Source organism: Micrococcus sp. TCR-5, assembly GCF_052220525.1.
Taxonomy (GTDB): domain Bacteria; phylum Actinomycetota; class Actinomycetes; order Actinomycetales; family Micrococcaceae; genus Micrococcus; species Micrococcus luteus.
Genome location: NZ_JBQPDO010000003.1, coordinates 107,414 through 122,789, shown reverse-complemented (window position 1 = coordinate 122,789; position 15,376 = coordinate 107,414). Strand labels below are relative to the sequence as shown.

General features: G+C 74.3%; 14 protein-coding genes. 8 read left to right on the top strand and 6 right to left on the bottom strand.

Features of this window, described 5'->3' with window-relative positions:
- Positions 1-149 precede the first annotated feature (149 nt).
- The 4 genes from ACTSKS_RS03280 (at position 150) to ACTSKS_RS03265 (ending at position 4,833) form a co-directional block, all read left to right on the top strand.
- Entirely contained in the window at positions 150-719 is a 570-nt protein-coding gene (locus tag ACTSKS_RS03280; protein ID WP_041103047.1) for an XRE family transcriptional regulator, read from the top strand.
- A 74-nt stretch (positions 720-793) separates the two neighbouring features.
- Positions 794-1,810, top strand: coding sequence for an agmatinase (gene speB / locus ACTSKS_RS03275; RefSeq protein ID WP_041103046.1), 1,017 nt, complete (start codon positions 794-796; stop codon positions 1,808-1,810).
- Positions 1,807-3,522, top strand: a complete 1,716-nt coding sequence (locus tag ACTSKS_RS03270) for a thiamine pyrophosphate-binding protein (RefSeq protein WP_041103045.1) — start codon at positions 1,807-1,809, stop codon at positions 3,520-3,522. Before speB ends, ACTSKS_RS03270 begins: the two co-directional genes overlap by 4 nt.
- Positions 3,523-3,780: 258 nt before the next feature.
- Positions 3,781-4,833, top strand: coding sequence for an intradiol ring-cleavage dioxygenase (locus tag ACTSKS_RS03265; RefSeq protein WP_041103041.1), 1,053 nt, complete (start codon positions 3,781-3,783; stop codon positions 4,831-4,833).
- A gap of 55 nt (positions 4,834-4,888) precedes the next feature.
- On the opposite strand, the gene ACTSKS_RS03260 is transcribed toward ACTSKS_RS03265, so the two are convergent.
- The gene (locus tag ACTSKS_RS03260; protein WP_020621599.1) at positions 4,889-5,413 is read right to left on the bottom strand and encodes a pyridoxamine 5'-phosphate oxidase family protein; all 525 of its coding nucleotides are present in this window, start codon (positions 5,411-5,413) and stop codon (positions 4,889-4,891) included.
- 67 nt (positions 5,414-5,480) lie between these two features.
- A complete protein-coding gene (locus tag ACTSKS_RS03255) occupies positions 5,481-6,386 on the bottom strand; it encodes an inositol monophosphatase family protein (RefSeq protein WP_041103040.1) in 906 nt (301 codons plus the stop codon).
- An 82-nt stretch (positions 6,387-6,468) separates the two neighbouring features.
- Here ACTSKS_RS03255 and ACTSKS_RS03250 point away from each other — a divergent pair, with 82 nt between their 5' ends.
- From ACTSKS_RS03250 to ACTSKS_RS03240, 3 genes are read left to right on the top strand one after another with little or no spacing between them, the layout of a single operon-like run.
- Positions 6,469-6,915 carry a DUF6508 domain-containing protein gene (locus tag ACTSKS_RS03250; RefSeq protein ID WP_020621601.1) on the top strand — a complete coding sequence of 149 codons (447 nt, stop codon included), beginning with the start codon at positions 6,469-6,471 and terminating at the stop codon, positions 6,913-6,915.
- A 27-nt stretch (positions 6,916-6,942) separates the two neighbouring features.
- Positions 6,943-8,163: an App1 family protein gene (locus ACTSKS_RS03245; RefSeq protein WP_061866956.1), complete on the top strand. Its 1,221-nt coding sequence runs from the start codon at positions 6,943-6,945 to the stop codon at positions 8,161-8,163.
- Positions 8,160-8,606: an acyl-CoA thioesterase gene (locus ACTSKS_RS03240; protein WP_002853740.1), complete on the top strand. Its 447-nt coding sequence runs from the start codon at positions 8,160-8,162 to the stop codon at positions 8,604-8,606. Before ACTSKS_RS03245 ends, ACTSKS_RS03240 begins: the two co-directional genes overlap by 4 nt.
- 141 nt (positions 8,607-8,747) lie before the next feature.
- On the opposite strand, the gene ACTSKS_RS03235 is transcribed toward ACTSKS_RS03240, so the two are convergent.
- The 4 genes from ACTSKS_RS03235 to ACTSKS_RS03220 all read right to left on the bottom strand — a co-directional run bounded on the left by ACTSKS_RS03235 (position 8,748) and on the right by ACTSKS_RS03220 (position 13,850).
- Positions 8,748-9,806, bottom strand: coding sequence for a hypothetical protein (locus ACTSKS_RS03235; RefSeq protein WP_020621603.1), 1,059 nt, complete (start codon positions 9,804-9,806; stop codon positions 8,748-8,750).
- A gap of 193 nt (positions 9,807-9,999) precedes the next feature.
- The gene (gene gdhA, locus ACTSKS_RS03230; RefSeq protein ID WP_036382024.1) at positions 10,000-11,340 is read right to left on the bottom strand and encodes an NADP-specific glutamate dehydrogenase; all 1,341 of its coding nucleotides are present in this window, start codon (positions 11,338-11,340) and stop codon (positions 10,000-10,002) included.
- Positions 11,341-11,495: 155 nt separating this feature from the next.
- On the bottom strand, positions 11,496-12,554 hold the full coding sequence (locus ACTSKS_RS03225) for an aldo/keto reductase (protein ID WP_052006988.1): 1,059 nt from the start codon (positions 12,552-12,554) through the stop codon (positions 11,496-11,498).
- 78 nt (positions 12,555-12,632) lie between these two features.
- A complete protein-coding gene (locus tag ACTSKS_RS03220; RefSeq protein WP_041102988.1) occupies positions 12,633-13,850 on the bottom strand; it encodes a glycosyltransferase family 4 protein in 1,218 nt (405 codons plus the stop codon).
- A gap of 160 nt (positions 13,851-14,010) precedes the next feature.
- Here ACTSKS_RS03220 and ACTSKS_RS03215 point away from each other — a divergent pair, with 160 nt between their 5' ends.
- The gene (locus ACTSKS_RS03215; protein ID WP_230594448.1) at positions 14,011-15,375 is read left to right on the top strand and encodes a cell division protein PerM; all 1,365 of its coding nucleotides are present in this window, start codon (positions 14,011-14,013) and stop codon (positions 15,373-15,375) included.
- The last annotated feature ends 1 nt before the right edge of the window (position 15,376 follow it).

Genomic DNA, 15,376 nt, shown 5'->3' with positions numbered 1-15,376 from the left:
GGATGCGGTGCGCCGCGGCGGGACACAAGAGATCGTCGTGTTGCCGATCACACGATCCGGGCCTACGGTAAACACATGTTGCTTATCAGACAACATGTCGTCCAGGGTGACATCGGCGATGTCGCCTGGCCGACGTCGGGAGGAGCGCGATGAAGGCCCTCCCGCTCGAGACCGCGCCGGGCCAGGCGCTGATCGGCCGTCGGCTGCGTGCGCTGCGCGAGGCGCGGCGGCTCACCGTGGCCCAGCTGGCCGAGGCGGCCGGCGTCAGCAAGGGCTTCCTCTCCCGCCTCGAGCGGGACCTGACGAGCCCGTCCGTGAGCACGCTCGTGACCCTGTGCCAGGTGCTCGGCGCGAGCCCGGGCGACGTCCTGGACGCGCCCGAGGTGACGGTCGTGCGCCTCGCCGACGCCCCCGCGGTCAACCTCGGCGGCGAGGGCATCCGCGAGCGCCTGATCACCCCGCGCGGCAGTCGTGACCTGCAGATCCTGCGCGCTGACATCGCGCCGCGCGGCCGCGGGGAGGCGGAGCTGTACACCGTGGACTGCCGCGTGGAGGCGGTGCACGTGGTCACCGGCCGCCTCGAGCTGCGGACCACCGAGGCCGTGCACCTGTTGGAGGAGGGGGACACCGTCACCTTCCCCGGCCGCGAGCCCCACTCGTGGGCCAATCCGGACGACCGCCCCGCCGTCGTGCTGTGGACCCTCGTGGGCCACGCGTGACCCCGTCCGGCGCGCCCACACCGGACAGACCAGACCGACCAGACCGAACCGAACCGCCCAGAGAGGACATCCAGATGCTCGAGATCCCCCGCGTCGAGGACAACGGCCGCCTCGGCCCCGTGAACTCCGCCCTCGTGCCCCGCTACGGCGGCACCCCCACCTACGCGCTGCTGCCGCGCCTGGACGAGGCGGCCGCGGCCGGCGTCGCCCCGGAGATCAAGGTGGTCGGCGTACCGTTCGACGCCGGCGTCTCCTACCGCCCCGGTGCACGCTTCGGGTCCGGCCACGTGCGGCAGTCCTCGCGGCTGCTGCGCCCGTACAACCCCGCCACGGACACCTCGCCCTTCGCGCAGGCCCAGGTGGTGGACGCCGGGGACATGGCGGTGAACCCGTTCGACATCGGCGAGGCCATCGAGGCGATCCAGCAGGACGCGATGGACCTCACCGAGGACGGCTCCTCGCTCATGACCATCGGCGGCGACCACACCATCGCGCTGCCGCTGCTGCGCGCCGCCTCCGCCCGGGCGGGCGAGCCCGTTGCCCTGCTGCACTTCGACGCCCACCTGGACACGTGGGACACCTACTTCGGGGCCGAGTACACCCACGGCACGCCGTTCCGCCGCGCCGTGGAGGAGGGGATCCTGGACACCGAGGCCATCTCGCATGTGGGCACGCGCGGTCCGCTCTACGGCAAGAAGGACCTCGACGACGACCACCGCATGGGCTTCGGCATCGTCACCTCCTCGGACGTGTTCCGTCAGGGCGTGGACGAGATCGTGGACCAGCTGCGCCAGCGCATCGGGGGTCGGCCGCTCTACATCTCGGTGGACATCGACGTCCTCGACCCCGCGCACGCGCCGGGCACCGGCACCCCCGAGGCCGGCGGCATCACGAGCCGCGAGCTGCTCGAGATCCTGCGTGGGCTGCGCGGGCTCGACATCGTGGGCGCAGACCTGGTGGAGGTGGCCCCGGCCTACGACCACGCCGAGCTGACCGGCGTCGCCGCCTCCCATGTGGCCTACGACCTCATCTCCCTGATGGCCGACCGCCGCGCCACCCGCGCGGCCGCCGGTGAGGAGTCGGCCCGATGAGCGACGAGCAGACGACGACGGCGGCCCCGCGGCGCAACGGCGGCGACCTCGCCGTCGAGACGCTCCACGCCCTGGGCGCACGGACGGTCTTCGGCATCCCGGGCCAACACGCCCTCGGCCTCTTCGACGCCCTGTCCCGCTCCCCGCTGGAGTTCGTCTCGAACCGCGTGGAGAACAACGCCGCCTTCGCCGCGGACGGATACGCCCGGGCCACCGGCGAGGTCGGCGTCCTGTTCCTCTCCACCGGCCCGGGCGCCCTCACCTCACTGGCCGGCCTGCAGGAGGCGTACGCCACGGGCGTGCCGATGCTCGTGGTCGCCTCGCAGATCCCGCTGTCCGGGCTCGGCGCCCGGCGCAAGGGCATGCTGCACCAGCTGGACGACCAGAAGGCCTCGGCCCGCAACGTCACCAAGGCCCAGTTCACGGTCCACCACGCCTCGGGCATCCCGTCCGCCATCCAGGACGCGTGGGCCGAGGCCATCACCGTGCCGCAGGGGCCGGTGTGGGTCGAGATCCCGCAGGACGTGCTGCTCGGCGAGGTCATGGTGCCCCCGGTCGAGGACGCCCTGGCCGTGCCCTACGACCACCCGCCGCGCGCCGAGCTCGTGGCCGAGTCCGCACGCTGGCTGCGCGGGGCCGGGCGGGTGGCGATCGTGGCCGGCGGCGGTGTGCGCCGCTCCGGCCGGGCCGCGATGGAGAGCCTGCGGGAGGTCGCGGAGCTGCTCCAGGCACCCGTGGTCTGCTCGCCGGGCGGCAACACCGCCTTCCCGTGGGAGCACCCGCTCAGCCTCGGCGGCTGGGTGGAGGACCGCCTCGTCACAGACCTGCTCGAGGACGCGGAGGTGCTGCTCGTGGTCGGCTCCTCGCTCGGCGAGGTCACCTCGAACTACTTCACGCTCGAGCCGCGCGGCCGCCTCATCCAGGTGGACGCGGAGCCGCGCGTGCTGGAGACCAACCACCCCACGCTGGGTGTGCGCGCCGACGCCGGCCAGGCGCTCGAGGCGCTCGCCGCGGCGCTGCGCGAGTCGGGCTCGGTGGCGCAGGACGCCGCCGTCTGGCACGGCCGCACCCCGGCCGAGGTGGTCGCCGACGTCAACGCGCGCATCACCGCCCGCCTCGATGCCCAGGACCTCGGCGTGGAGCGCCGGCTCCTGGCGGACATCCGCGCCGCCGTTCCGTCGACCATGCAGACGTACTGGGACATGACCATCGCCGCCTACTGGGCGTGGAACTGCTGGGACGCGCAGGACGGCGAGTTCCACTCGGCGCAGGGTGCCGGAGGGCTCGGCTACGGGTTCCCGGCCGCGTTCGGCGGCGCGGTGGGCCTGGCCCACCAGGGACGCACCGGGATCGACGGGCGCGTGCTCGCCGTCGCCGGCGACGGCTCGGCGATGTACTCCCTCGCCGAGCTCGCGGCCGCCAGACAGCACGGCGCGGCGGTGACGTGGCTGATCATCGACGACGGCGGATACGGCATCCTGCGCGAGTACATGGAGGGCGCGTTCGGCAAGGCCACGGCCACCGAGCTCGACAGGCCGGACTTCCAGGCCCTCGCCGCCTCCTTCGGCGTGCCCGCCGAGACGGTGGGAGTGGAGGACGTGCGCGGCGCGCTCGAGCGCGCGTTCCAGGCGGACGGGCCGAACGTCGTGGTGGTGCAGACCCGCCTGGCGATGTGGGCGCCGAGCCACCTGGGGGAGGCCCCGGAGGTCTGAGACGGCCCGGCGCCGGAATCGCTGACTCGACCCTGAGAGTGTGCGCCACCTTTCCAGGTGCATGTTTCAGCAACGGAGCTGGACCGGCAGGTAGTTGAGGCGTCGACCGAGGCGCCGGCGGTCCCGCCCGTGTCGGAAACCGCCCAGGAGATGTCCTGGAACCATCCCGCCGATCTCACGAAAACGTCCGGCATCCGTTGCCATGCTGGCATCTCGACGCGACCCGCCACCTGGCGGGCGCCCCACGAGAGGAGCTCCATGGCCCCCTGGCTCCCGACCCGCTCCCGTCGTCCCTTCCCCCAGGTCACCGAGGCAGGCGAGGTCCCCGCCGTCACGCCCACCTTCGAGGGCCGGGCCTCCCACCCCCCGGCCGAGGACGTCGAGGACCAGGGCGCCGCCTTCGACGTCGGCACGCTCGTCTCCCGCCGCAACGCGCTGGGCATCTTCGGCGCGGGGGCGGGGGCCCTCGTCCTCGCCGCGTGCGGAGTCCAGGAGGGCGCCTCGTCCTCCTCCAGCTCGACGTCGGCGAGCGCCGGCTCCTCGTCACCCGCGGCCTCCTCCTCGTCGGCGGCGAGCGCCTCGCCGTCCGCCACCCTGACCGAGATGGTCACCGAGACCGCAGGCCCGTACCCGGGCGACGGCTCCAACGGCCCGGACGTGCTCGACGCGTCCGGCATCGAACGCTCCGACCTGACCACGAGCATCGACACGGGCACCGTCGCCGAGGGCGTCCCGCTGACGGTGACGATGAACGTGATCGACATGGCCAACGGCGACGCCGCGATGACCGGCGCCGCCGTGTACCTCTGGCACGCCGACGCGCAGGGCCGCTACTCGATGTACTCGGACGGCATCACGGAGGAGACCTACCTGCGCGGCGTCCAGGTGGTGGGCGACGACGGCACGGTCACCTTCACCACGGTGTGGCCCGGCTGCTACGACGGCCGGTGGCCCCATCTGCACTTCGAGGTGTTCCCCGACAAGGCGTCCATCACGGACGCGACGAACAACGTCCTCACCTCCCAGATCGCCATGCCCGAGGAGCAGTCCTCGCAGGTCTATGCCACCTCAGCCTACGACGGGTCGACGGCGAACTTCGCCAAGGTCAGCCTCGAGACGGACAACGTCTTCTCGGACGGCTACGAGACGCAGCTGCCGCAGATCACGGGCTCCGTGGAAAAGGGCTTCGCCATCACCATCGACGTCCCGATCGACACCACCACTGAGCAGGAGCAGGGCGGGATGGGCGGGCCCGGCGGTGGCCAGCCCCCGGCGGGCGGCGAGGGCGGCCAGCCCCCGGCGCAGCCCTGAGCCCGGCGGACGTGGGCTGAGCCGTCCGGCTCAGCCCACGCGTCCTGCCGGCGGCTCAGTCGGTCTGGGACTCGTTGCGCTCGGGGTGCGGGCCGAACACGAAGTGGCGGCCGGACACGCGCTGGACGTCCACGCGGACGTAGAAGTCCTTCAGCGTCGGCACCCACGGTTCGATGCCGAGGGACTCGGCCTCCGCGATCTCCGCCTCCGTGTCCAGGCGGCGCGCGGTGCCGTGCACGAGCACGGACCAGGCCTGGTCGGCCAGGATCCCGTCGGCCTGCACCACGACGCGCGGGTTCACCGTGAGCTCGGCGAGCTTCGAGCCGGGCGCGGTGCGGAAGTAGATGGCGCCGTCGTGGGCCCGCACGTTCACCGGCACGATGTCCGGCCGCCCGTCCACGGCCAGCCCGAGGCGCGCGTGGCCCACGCGGCCCAGCAGTCGCCAGACCTGGTCCTCGTCCAGCACCAGGACGGCCTCGCCGTCCGGGTGCTCGAACATCAGGTGGTCCCCGGGCTCCGCGACCGGATCGGGGCGCTGCATCGACGGGGCGTCGTCGGTGTCGTGGTGCTGCTGGGTCATCGGGGCCTCCTGGCATGCCGGGACGGGCGCCGTCGGGCGCGGCGCTGAGATCGGGCTCACATCCACTCTATACATGGTCGGTCGCCCGCGAGGCGACGATGTCACCCAGCACCGCCGCCGTCGTCGGCGCCTCGCGGCCCGGGGCGACGGCGAGCGCGAACGGGCACGTGTGGGCGCGCGGGCCGTCGTCGACGAGCCGGCCCGACGACGGCGCGGCCGGGTCCGGCGTGAGCCACCTGCCCCCGGCGCGGCGCAGGATCAGCTGCCCCGCCGCGACGTCCCAGGGCTTGGTGTCCACGTACAGCGCGGCGTCGGCCCAGCCCGCCGCCGTGTGGGCGAGCTCGAGGGCGCCGGAGACGGTGCGGCGCACGGTCGCGTGGGCGGTCACGAGCCGCCCGAAGCGGCGCAGCGCGTCCTCGCCCTCGCGCGCGAGCGCCTCGCCCGCCGGATAGGAGGTCACGAGGTTCTGGGCGCGCTCGCCGCCGGCCGGCGCCGGCCGGCCGACCTCGGCCAGCGGGCGCTCCGGCCCGTCGCCGCGGGTGAGGTAGGCGCCGTCCGCGTCGGCGGAGAACGCCAGCCGGCCCACGGGGTCCAGCACGACGCCGGCCACCACCTCGCCGTCGACCTCGGCGGCCAGGGACACCGAGAACATCGCGAAGCCGTGTGTGAAGTTGGAGGTGCCGTCGATGGGGTCGACGATCCAGGTCAGCCGGGCGGCCTCACCGGTGCCGGCCTGCGCCCCGAGCTCCTCGCCGAGCACGCCGGAGCCGGGGACCGCCGTCGTGAGCGCGGCGACGAGCCGGGCCTCGGTGTGTCGGTCGTGCACGGTGACGAGGTCGTGGTGCGTGGTCTTGGCCTCGGGCCCGATGGCGGTGGGGGAGCGGAAGGCGGCGGCGAGGTCGCCGACGACCGCGCGGGCGGCGTCGAGGGCGATCGCGCGCAGCTCGGCGGGGCAGGGCAGGGCGGGGCTCATGCCCCGAGCCTAGGCGGGGGCCCGGACACGTCGGACCGCACGCGAGACAATGGGGCCGACCCCCCCGAGCAGAGGAGCCGCCATGACCGAGCACCCCCTCCCGACCCCCGACGACGACGCCACCCTCACCGGCCCGCAGACCCCCACGCCCCAGCGCGTGGCCGCCGTGCGTGCGCTGCGCGAGCTGCTCGCCGCCGGCTACGGCACCGAGGCCCGGCCGATCGCCTCCTACGGCGCCCCCGCGCCCGGCACCCTCGGCGGCGTCTACCCGGACTACGACGACCGCGTGTTCCCCGGCCTCGTGGCCGCGCAGGAGCTGGCGGGCATCGACGTCGACTACCTGCGGAACGTGGACCGGGTGAGCGAGGCCGGCATCGCCGAGGCGTCCCTGGCCGACCTCGGCACGCTGTTCACCTACCTGGTGCGCGGCGAGCGGTTCGCGGACGGGCACGTGGCCGCCGCGATCGAGAACGGCAAGGTCGGCCGCATGCTGGACCGCCTGACCGCGCTGGTCCCCGAGATCCGCTGAGAGCGCACGGTGCGGAATACTGGGCGCATGCCCGCAGCCTCCGACGCCCCCACGCCCGCGCCCCGGCGCGGCCGCCTGGCCCCTTCCGGTGACCCCACTCCCGTGGAGAACGTCGCCACGCACCTGCAGGAGGGGTGGAACCGTTGGCACCGCGCCCGCGCGCTGCGTGCCGGCAACGTGCCGACGGTCATGGCGTTCACGGGCTACGGCAGCACCAGCTGGGTGCGGATCCTCTCCCGTGTGGTGATCGCCTCCGACGAGGAGTTCATGAACGGCCGTCGGCTGTCGAAGGTGGTGGCGGACGGCGTGCGCGGCTGGCGCAACTTCGTGGCCCCGCCCATGGCCTACGCCGAGGTGGAGGTGCAGGTGGGGGACCTGCGCACCACGGTGCGCACGGACCGGATGGGCGTCGTCGACGTCGTGCTGGACGTCGAGCTGGAGCCCGGCTGGCAGACCGCCACCCTCCACGTCGGCGGCCAAGAGGAGCACGCCGTCATGGACCTGTACATCTGCGAGCCGGGCGCGCGGATCGGCCTGGTCTCGGACATCGACGACACCGTGGTGGTCACCTCGCTGCCCCGCCCCCTGCTGGCGGCCTGGAACTCGTTCGTGATCGACGAGCACGCCCGCACGCCCACTCCGGGGATCGCCGTGCTGCTGCGCCGGATCGCCGAGCTCGAGCCGAAGGCCCCCGTGCTGTACCTGTCCACGGGCGCGTGGAACGTGGCGCAGACCCTCACCCGCTTCCTGGGCCGCAACCTCTACCCGCTCGGCGCTCTGCTGCTGACCAGCTGGGGGCCCACGAGGGACCGCTGGTTCCGCTCCGGTCAGGAGCACAAGAGGGTCCAGCTCGAGCGCCTCGCCGAGCAGTTCCCGGACATCCAGTGGATCCTGGTGGGCGACGACGGCCAGCACGACCCCGAGATCTACGCCGAGTTCGCGCAGCGCCACCCCGACCGGGTCAAGGCGATCGTCATCCGGCAGCTGACCCCCTCGCAGGCGCTGCTCGCGGGCGGCCGGGCGGAGGACACCCGCCATTCCACCCCGGGCATCCCGTGGTGCTACGGCCCGGACGGGGCCACGCTGTCCAATCAGCTCGAGGACCTGGGCATCCTGCCCGTCGAGTTCGTGGACGTGCAGCCCGAGGCCTGGCGCGAGGACATCCTCGGTGACGACGAGGCGCCGGCGACCCTCGACGCCCCGGGGCAGCGCGACGGCCGGCCCGCGGACGAGGAGGCCGCCCGATGACCGCCTCGCGCTCCGTCGAGGTCCGCATCCCGCTGCGCTGGGCGGACATGGACGCCTACGGCCACGTGAACAACATCGCCGTGGTGCAGCTGCTGGAGGAGGCCCGCGTGGCGGCCTTCGGCGTGCCCGCGAACACCGGCGCCGGTGGCGGGCAGGCCCCGCCGATCGACCTCCTCGAGGGGGTGGCCCCCGGTGTGCGGACGTTCATCTCCGAGCACACTGTGAAGTACCGGGCCCAGATGCCCTACCGCCCCGTGCCGCTGCGCGTGGTGGTGAGCGTGGACGCCGTGAAGGCCGCCTCGGTGCACGTGGGCTACGCCCTGCACGACGGCGTCGACGACACCCTCTGCGCCACCGCGACGTCCGTCATGGTGTTCGTCGACGGGCAGACGGGCCGCCCCGTGCGCATCAGCCCCGAGCAGCGGGCGGCGCTGGCCGGCTGAGGTGGGCTGATGTGGGCTGCTGACCGCCCGGCAGCCGCCCAGCGACATCACCGCCGTGCAGCACGGCTGTGATGTCGCAGAGCGGAGGTCGAACGCTCGGGCTCGCGGAGGTCGGGACCGGGCCCGTGGGACGGCCGTGGATCAGACCGAGCGGGGGACGCCCGCGGCGGTGAGGATCCGCGCCAGCCGGTCCGGCCGCAGGAGGTCTCCCCACGTCCAATGCGCGCCCGCCCGGGTGACCAGCTGCAGGGCCACCTCCCGTTCCTTCTCCCGGCGGATGCTGGCGCGGCGGGCCGTGTCGTCACCGTCGAAGAACGACAGGTCGTACTTGCCCAGCCCGTCGAACTCCCCGTACACCCGCACCTGCTCCCACCAGAAGTCCGTGCGGGCCACCTCGCGTCCGTTCGCATCCCGGTGGCGATGCTGCAGCGCCGTGGGCGGGACGAAGCCGAGCTCGTGGATGCTGGCCCGGCTGTAGGACTCGCCGGCGGATTCCGCCCGCGCGTCCGCGAAGTGCCAGGCCCGCTCGAATCGGCGGAGGGCGGCCGCGGATTTGAGTCGGCTCTCCGCCTGCCTCGCCCAGCGTGCGGCCTCCTCGGGCCGGGCTCGGACGAGCGCGTCCAGCGGGGCCACGGCGTCGCGGAACGGGGTGGCCGCCCCCAGCACCAGCAGCACCGTGGGCAGCGGATCCGCCAGGACGGTTCCCAGGCTCTGCCCGTCCGACAGGACGGCCTCGACCGGCTGAGGCGCGGCGGGGGCCGCCTCCGGCAGCCCCCACCGGGGTCGGCGGCGCGGCGGGACGGGAAGCCGGCGATCGTGGGCCACCACGGAGGGGGCGAAGGGACGGCGGGTCAGCGGACCGGCGCCGTGATGCCCGGGCGAGGGGGCGCGCAGCTCGAGCACGGGCGGCTCGACGGCCGGCCCCAGACCGTGCAACCGGGCCGCGGTCAGGCCCGTGAACACCGTCGCGGGGCGGGCGATCGAGAGGGCGACGGCGGACACGACCGCCCTGTCCCACGGACGCAGCGCGGCCCAGTCGCTGACGCTGATGTAGACGCGCGGGCAGAGCCGCACGAGGACCCCGCGGGTCCAGGCGCGTTCGAGACGGCGCCGCGCCGCCCCGTCGTGAGGGTCCGCCGCGCTGAGCAGGGGCCCGCGTCCCGGGAGCAGCGCACGCGAGTGGTCGGAGAGCAGGGTCATGCGGCCCAGTCTCGTGGGCCCGTCGGGGGCGCGACGGGTCGGCCGCGCCGGCGGTGGAGGGCACCCGACGTCGGGGGGCCTGTGCAGGAGCCGGGCGCCCTTGAGCGACCGCCGCCCTGCGACATCACCGCGCGTCAGAACGGCGGTGATGTCGCAGGGCGGCGGAGGATCACGGAAGGGACAGGGCCGGGCCTCAGACCACGCCCTGGGCGATCATCGCGTCGGCGACCTTGATGAACCCGGCGATGTTCGCCCCCGCCACGTAGTTGCCGGGCGTGCCGTACTCCTCGGCGGTCTCCACGCAGCGGTCGTGGATGTCGCGCATGATCTGCTCGAGCCGGTCGTGGGTGTAGTCGAAGCTCCACGAGTCCCGCGAGGCGTTCTGCTGCATCTCCAGCGCCGACGTCGCCACGCCGCCCGCGTTGGCGGCCTTGCCCGGGCCGAACAGCGTCCCGGAGTCGACGAACAGGTGGGCGGCCGCCTCGGTGCAGGGCATGTTCGCGCCCTCGGCCACGGCCTTCACCCCGTTCTTCAGCAGGGTCCGCGCGGCGGACTCGTCGAGCTCGTTCTGGGTGGCACACGGCAGGGCCACGGTGCCCTCGACGTCCCAGACGCTGCCGCCGGTCACGTAGCGGGACCGCCCGCCGCGGCGCTCGGCGTACTCGGAGATGCGGGCACGCTCGACCTCCTTGATCTGCTTGAGCAGGTCCAGGTCGAGGCCGTCCGGGTCCACGATGTAGCCCGAGGAGTCGGACGCGGTGAGCACGGTGGCCCCGAGCGCGGCGGCCTTCTCCGCGGCGTAGATGGCCACGTTGCCGGAGCCGGAGATCAGCACCTGCTGACCGTCCATGGATTCGCCGCGCGTGCGCAGCATGGAGTCGACGAACATCACGGCGCCGTAGCCGGTGGCCTCAGTGCGGACCAGCGAGCCGCCCCACGTCAGGCCCTTGCCGGTGAGGGCGCCGGCCTCGAAGCGGTTGGTCAGTCGCTTGTACTGGCCGAACATGTAGCCGATCTCGCGGGCGCCCACGCCGATGTCACCGGCCGGCACGTCCGTGTGCTCACCGATGTGGCGATGCAGCTCCGTCATGAAGGACTGGCAGAACCGCATGATCTCGCGGTCGGACTTGCCGGCGGGGTCGAAGTCCGAGCCGCCCTTGCCGCCGCCGATCGGCATGCCGGTGAGCGAGTTCTTGAAGATCTGCTCGAAGCCCAGGAACTTGACGATCCCGAGGTACACGGAGGGGTGGAAGCGCAGCCCGCCCTTGTACGGGCCGAGCGCCGAGTTGAACTCCACGCGGAACCCGCGGTTGACCTGCACGACGCCGGCGTCGTCGATCCACGGGACGCGGAAGATGATCTGGCGCTCCGGCTCGCAGAGGCGGTGCATGACCCCGGCCTCGACGTACTGGGGGTGGCGCTGCATCACCGGTCCCAGCGCCTCGAACACCTCGGACACCGCCTGGTGGAACTCGGCCTCGCCGGGGTTGCGCGCGAACACTTCGTCGCGCAGGGTCTCCAGAGACTCATTCATGGTGTCCTCCTCGGACGTCGGGGTAGAGACGCCCCGCGGTGCCCCCCGTGGCGCGCCGCGGTCGGAGGAGGCCGCGGTGCCTGACGCCCATCCTGACAGGGAGCGCGCTCTGTTACCGAAATGAGACGCGGGCCACCCCGGGCCCCACGTTCGGCTCAGCGCGGCGGCGCCGCCTCGGTGTCGATGCTGGCCTGCTGGCTCTCGCTGTAGCGCGGCCCCGCCACGGTCGCGTCGTTGACGAGGTCGTCCAGCCGGGCGACGTCGGCCGGGGTCAGCCGCACCTCGTGCGCGTCCCGGTCCTCGAGCCAGTGCTCCCACGAGGTGGTGCCCGGGATCGCCAGGACGTCCTCGCCCTGGGCCAGGACCCAGGCGACGGCGAGCCCCGCCGTGCTCGTCCCGAGCCGGACGGCCTCGGCCGAGAGCGCCTCGCGCAGCGTCAGGTTGGCCTCGTAGTGGCCCTCGGCGAAGCGGGGCAGCCGGTGCCGCAGATCTCCCGCGTCCAGCCGGTCCAGCCGCGGCGGCGCGTCCGTGAGCAGGCCGCGGCTGACGGGGGAGAAGGCCACGAAGGCGGTCCCGTGGCGGCGGCACGCCTCGAGCACGCCCCCTTCGGGGTTGCGGGTGGCGAGGGAGTACTCGGACTGCACGGCCGCGATCGGGTGGACGGCCACGGCCCGGGTCAGGGTGACGGCCGAGACCTCGGACAGGCCGATCGCCCCGATCTTGCCGTCCGTGACGGCCTCCGCGAGCGCTCCCACGGACTCCTCGACGGGGACCTCCGGGTCCAGCCGGTGCAGGTAGTACAGGTCGATCCGGTCCTGGCCGAGCCGGCGCAGTGAGGCGTCCACGTGCGCGCGCAGTGTCTCCGGGCGGCCGTCGATCCGTCGCTGCCCGTCCCGCACGAGCCCGCCCTTGGAGGCGAGCAGCACGCGCTCGCGGACGCCCGACCCCGCCCGGGCGAGCGCGCGCCCCACGAGCTCCTCACTGCGGCCGCCGCCGTAGAGGGTGGCGGTGTCCAGGTGGTCGGTGCCGTCGTCCAGCACGCGGGTGAGCAGGTCGACGGCGGCGTCGTCGTCGAGGAATCCGGAGTAGCCGTGCACGATGTTCATGCATCCGAGGCCGACGGGGTGCACGTCCTTGCCGGCGAGGCGGCGGGGCTCGGCGGGATCGGGCAGGGGGCCAGGCTCGGCGGGGCGGGCATGCGGGGTGGCGTCCATGCCCGCCACCCTAGCCACGACTCCGGACACGACACCCGGGCGCCCGTCCGGCGTCCGGCCCGTCGTCCGTCCCGGGGTTCAGCCGAACACGCGCGCGGCCAGCAGCGACGGCGCCGTCAGCAGCCGGCGGGCCAGCTCCACGCGGCGGCGCTCCTGCACCGCGATCGCCTTCTCGTAGTAGCCCACGAGCTGCTCGCACAGCACCGGCCAGGTCCGGCCCTGCACCGACGCCCACGCCGCGTCGGCGAACGCGGCCCGCTTGACGTCGTCGTACACGAGGTCCGCGACGTGGCGGCGCAGCTCGTCCAGCTCGCCGGGCGGGTAGAGCCAGCCGGTGCGGGAGGCGTCCACGATGTCGAGGGGGCCGCCGCGGCCGACGGCGACGACGGGCACGCCCGAGGCCATCGCCTCCTGCAGCGTCTGGCCGAAGGTGTCGGACTCGCCGGGGTGCACGAACAGGTCCAGGCTGGCCACGTGGCGCGCGAGGTCCTCGCCCCCCTGGAAGCCGGCGAAGTGCGCGCCGGGCAGCTCCCGCTCGAGCTGTTCGCGCAGCGGCCCGGAGCCGATGACCACGAGGCGGGTGCCCGGCAGGTCCGAGAGCACCCGCAGGTCCCCGACCTGCTTCTCGTGCGCCAGCCGCCCCACGAAGCCCACGAGCTTCTCGCCGTTCGGGGCGAGCTCGGCGCGCAGCGCCTCGTCCCGCTTGGCGGGATGGAATCGGCGGGAGTCGACGCCGCGGCCCCACAGGTGCACGCGTCGCACCCCCTGGCGGTGCAGCTGCCGGACGGTGAACGACGACGGCGCGAGCGTCAGCGTGGCCATGTTGTGCAGGCGCGCCACGTGGCTCCACAGGACGTCCTCCAGCCACGGGGCGCCGTACCGGGCCGCGTAGCCGGGGACCTCGGTCTGGTAGACGGCCACGGAGGGGATGCCGAGCTCCTCGGCCGCCTGCACCGCGCGCCAGCCCAGCACGAAGGGGGAGGCGATGTGCACCACGTCCGGGGCGAAGTCGGCGAGCATGCCGCGCAGCCGGCCCACCGTGCCGGCGGCCACCCGCACGGAGGCGTACCCGCTCAGGGGCACGGAGGGCAGGGTGCGCACGGGGAAGCCCTCGACCTCGCGGGGGGCCTCACCGGCGCCCGCGCGTTGGGTCCACCCGGCGGACCACGAGGCAGCCGGGGCGACCACCATCGCCTCGTCGCCCCGCTCCCGCAGGTGGCGCAGCACCTGGAGGATGGAGTGGGTGACCCCGTTCATATGGGGCAGGAACGATTCGGCGACCACGACGACACGCACGTGGCCGACGCTAAGGACCCCGGACCACGGCCGGGACACCCGCCGACGACGGCCCGGTGACCCCGCGGTGAACTCTCGGGGCGCGTGACGGTCGTCGCACCGGCCCGCGCGGCCCGCCCCCGTCCAGGCGCCGCCCGGAGTCGGGTGGCACCATGGACGGGTGAGTTCCCGCCCCGCTGCGCCCCGTCTGCTGCGCCCCGTCCCCCTGCCGCTGTGGCTGCAGGGGGTGGTCGAGGCGCTCGTCACGGCGATGATCAGCCTGCTGGCGGTCATGGTCCCCACCCTCGCGGTGTGGGCCACGGGCGGGTTCGAGCGGCCGACCATCGAGGGCGCCGTCCAGGTGGGCGGCGTCCTGTGGCTGGCCCTGCACGCGGTGCCCGTCACCGTGGCCACGGCCATGCCCACCGCGCCGGATCACCTCATCACCGGCACGGCGTGGCTCGTGCCGTGGGGCCTGACCCTGGTCCCGCTCGCGCTGTCCTGGCGGGCCGGCCGGCGCCTGGCCCGCGCGTCCTACCGGGACCAGGCGTGGCAGGCCTTCGTGGGCGCGGTGGGGGCCTACGCCCTGGTGGGGCTGGCCGTGGCGTTCCTGCCCGGCACGGACGAGCTGACGGCCCACCCCGCCCCGGCGGCGCTGCTGCCCGCCCTGCTCTTCGGCGTCGCCGCCCTCGCGGGGGCGCGGCGCGAGGCCGGCACCTGGGCGCACCTGATCGGCCTGGACCTCACGGAGCGGATCTCGCGGCGCTCGCAGTACGAACGCTGGGCCGGCTCGTACGCGTGGTCCGTGGTGCGCGCCGCGGCCGTCGCCGTGCTCGCCCTGACGGGCCTGAACGCGCTGCTCGTGGCGGGGCGGCTGGCCGTCGAGTGGGCCGCCGTCGTCACCGTGGCCCAGGCGATCGGGGGCGGCCCGCTGGGCGGCCTGCTGCTGGCGCTGCTGCAGATCGGCTGGCTGCCCACGTTCACCGCGTGGTCGATCGCGTGGACGGCGGGCCCGGGGTTCTCCGTGGGTGCGGACAGCCTCTACTCCGTGTTCGGCGCGACGCCGGCCACCGCGCCCGCCCTCCCGGCGCTGGGTGCGCTGCCCGGGACGTGGTCGCCGTGGCAGCTGCTCCTGCTGGCCGTGCCGATCGGCGCCGGCGTCGTGGCCGGCGTGTGGCTGCTGCGGGAGGGGGAGAACCACCTCGACGACTGGCTGCACACCCGCCACGGCAGCCGCGCGGTGTCCCTGACGCTGTCCACGCTGGCCCTAGCCGTGCTCACCGGACTGCTCACGGGGCTGCTGCTGCTCGTGCCGCTGGCCCTCACCTCCGGGACGCTCGGGCTCGGCACGCTGACGGACATCGGCTCCCACGTCTGGGCGGTGTGCGCCGCCGTCGCCGGATGGGTCGCGCTGGGCTGCGCGGCCGGCTACCTCACGGCCCTGGCCGTGGCCGGGCACCGGGACGGGACGACGACGGCGCCGCGGTCCGGCGACCGTGCCTCGGGCCCGCGCGACCGGCCGTCCCCGCGCCGGGCGCGGGACTGAC